Origin of the sequence: uncultured Methanobrevibacter sp. (assembly GCF_902770715.1) — an archaeon.
Classification (GTDB): Archaea; Methanobacteriota; Methanobacteria; order Methanobacteriales; family Methanobacteriaceae; genus Methanocatella.
In genome coordinates this window covers 1-2,978 of record NZ_CACXTS010000072.1, presented here as the reverse complement: position 1 = coordinate 2,978, position 2,978 = coordinate 1, and the positions used below count along the sequence as shown (strand labels likewise).

Below are 2,978 nucleotides of genomic sequence, written 5' to 3'. Positions count from 1 at the left end.
AAGATAAAGGCAAGAGAGGTCATTATGGAGATTGATGAGAAATATCGTATTTTCCTGAAATACGATGACGGAACACCAATAGCAGAAGTCAAAATGCCAACCTTACCAAAGGCTCTCTATTTCGTATTCCTCAATCATCCGGAGGGTTTCCCCTTAAAGCATCTCATCGATTATCGTGATGAATTACTAACGTGGTATTGCCGCCTGTCAAATCGCAAAGACGCAGAGAAGTACATAGACAAATTGGTAGATCCGACAGATAACTCTGTAAATGAGAAGATCTCAAGAATAAGAGAGGCGCTGGGGGAGTGTCATATTAGTGTTAAAGACTATATGCCTATAGGCCAAAAAGGAGAGACCTTTGCAATCCTTGTTAATAGAAAAGATGTGATTTGGAAAAATAAGAATTAATATTATAAAAAGAAGTACAATGATTACAACATATCAAATAGGAATTGTAGTCCAGAAAATTCTTCCCAATATTTATGTTATAAATATCGGTTTTTCTCGCTTAAGGTTTTTTAAATCTGATGAAGAATTGGAAATCGACGATTTGATCATTTATGATACTGAGCTTTCATATGAAAAGCGCTTTAAAATATCCATTAATCCTGAGTTATCCGAAATTTTCAAGATGGAGGAGAATGAAGTTAGGTTTGTAGATAAGTTATCTTCTTTTCAATTAATAGATGATAAAACTGGATCTTCTACTATTTCTTCATTTTCTGCAGATGACACTATGCCTGACAAAATGATATTTAGACATAGACGTCAGATAGTTTATGAAAATCAGGAGCGCTATTGTAGCAATATATGGATTAAAGATAAAAAATATACTCTAAATCTGGAACTGAATTTTGCTAGTAAGTATTTGCTTAAAAGAAGATGTTTTAACCATGAGCAAACGGTTTGTAAACGGCCTGATAAAAGTGACTTGATTCGTATTTATTTTAATATAAAGAAGAAAATAGATGAGTTAGACATACCAAAGATAATTAATAGTATGTCTGTAAAAGTATCAAACGTGTGTGTTACACATCGTGGATCCGATAATTATTTGTCAGAATCAACATACATGAGGTCTGACTACCTATATATGGATGAGTATTTGGAAAAATTATTTCCTGCAATCGATATTACACTTTACCATTATGATGAAAGGACTGAAAAGAAATGGTTTTGTGACCAATATCCAGATAGAACTAAATGGCAAGAAGAAGCAAATAAACTTGAGGAAGATTTTAAACAAAAGTCATTTTCAGCGTATATGAAAGATTATAGTAAAGAAGATCATATTCTTACATTAGTCTTTCACGAATTAGACTCTTATTATAAATCATATGAAAATGACGTATCTGAAATCGTTTTTGCGAATGAGTTAGTCAATATATGCTGGAATGAAAAAGATTTTTCTTTGACGCTTAATAGTATGATCATGCATCCAGATTCATATGCATCTATCATTCGTGAACACAACAATAAAATTAAAGAAACAAATATGGTGTTATTTGAATAGGCCTATTAATGAACAGAACATTATTCATAATTGGCAATGGTTTTGATAGGTATCTTGGTATAGCATCCTCTTATCAAGATTTCCACAACTATATGATTTCTCAATGGACAAATGGAGCAATGCTTTCGAATCAATTGGAGAATATCTTCCCTGCTCTTGACGACAATGGGGATCCTCTTTTGTGGAGTGATTTTGAGGATGCTTTGGGGAAAATGGATCGGGATGGCGTAATGGACTATTGTCAAATTGGGCTTAACATTGATGATTATGAGGAATTGCCACACTATGCTTATGATATAGAAGATAGTCCTGATACTTATTTGTCTTCGATATTATCCGATTTAGACGTATGTTTTCATGCATGGGTTAATTCTTTAGCAATTTATGGGGGAGAAACTTCTCTTCCATATTTTGAAAAAGAAGCGCTCTATTTTTCATTTAACTATACAGAAACATTAGAAAATATATTTAAGATACCTAATGAGAATATTTGCCATATCCATGGTAGAAGATACGTTTCTGATCATTATATTTACGGACACGATACAAATCATAGCCAAGCTATTATAGGTGATACATTTGTGGAAGACGTCGCATTTGAAAAAATAGAGAATTATTATCATGGTCTTTATAAGGACACAAGTAAACATATAAAAGAAAATAGTGGTTTCTTTGATAAAATAAGAAAATCATCAATTATCAAGGTTATTGTATACGGATGTTCCCTTAGTGAAATGGATCTCCCATATTTTACAGAGATCAATAAATGTATATCCTGTGAAGCAGATTGGCTCTTCTCTGTCTATGATAAGCCTAGAGATGTTATGGCAGTGAAGAGGCTCATGTCACTTTTGAAATTAGACGTTGTCCATTGCCAAACATTTGATTTGATCAGAAAATAAAAGACGAAACATATATGGAACTATTTGGTTTATTATTTGCTTTTCTTTTGGTACTTCTCTACAAATTACTTAATAAGATTGTACCTGATGAAGATAAAAACAAGGATAAGAGGTCTGATATAGAAAGGTGGGAAGATCATAATTATTATAGGGGATAATTCTCACAAATATTGCAGAAGATGTATAACATTTCTAAATTTTGCATACTATATAGGTAGAAAGAACAGATTATTAATTAATTTTGCAAACACGATATGGCAACAGACAAACATGAACTACAAATGAGTGAGGATTTTGACTCTTTGGTCAGACGTATACAGAACACAAGTGATGTTCTGCAACAAGACGCTCGATTGGTCATCAATCGGAATGTCACCACACGTGCGTGGCTGACAGGCTTTTATATTGTAGAATACGAACAGCACGGAAAGGATCGTGCAAAGTATGGCGATAAACTGCTGAAACGTTTGGCTGAACAATTAGATGACAAAAGCTTCAGCCTTGCCAGTCTGAAGAATTATAGGCAATTCTATCTTTATTATCCTGAGATAGCACGACCT

At 33.2% G+C, this 2,978-nt stretch carries 4 protein-coding genes; all 4 read left to right on the top strand.

All coding sequences use genetic code 11. The features are described from left to right. The coding region (locus QZU81_RS10715) for a hypothetical protein (protein WP_295591756.1) at positions 1-411 on the top strand (411 nt) is incomplete at its 5' end. Between the two features lie 19 nt (positions 412-430). Next, the gene (locus QZU81_RS10710; protein ID WP_295591754.1) at positions 431-1,516 is read left to right on the top strand and encodes a hypothetical protein; all 1,086 of its coding nucleotides are present in this window, start codon (positions 431-433) and stop codon (positions 1,514-1,516) included. An 8-nt stretch (positions 1,517-1,524) separates the two neighbouring features. Beyond that, positions 1,525-2,418 carry a bacteriophage abortive infection AbiH family protein gene (locus QZU81_RS10705; RefSeq protein WP_295591752.1) on the top strand — a complete coding sequence of 298 codons (894 nt, stop codon included), beginning with the start codon at positions 1,525-1,527 and terminating at the stop codon, positions 2,416-2,418. 254 nt (positions 2,419-2,672) lie between these two features. Continuing rightward, positions 2,673-2,978, top strand: a 306-nt coding sequence (locus tag QZU81_RS10700; protein WP_295591750.1) for a DUF1016 N-terminal domain-containing protein, incomplete at its 3' end; no start/stop codon positions are given.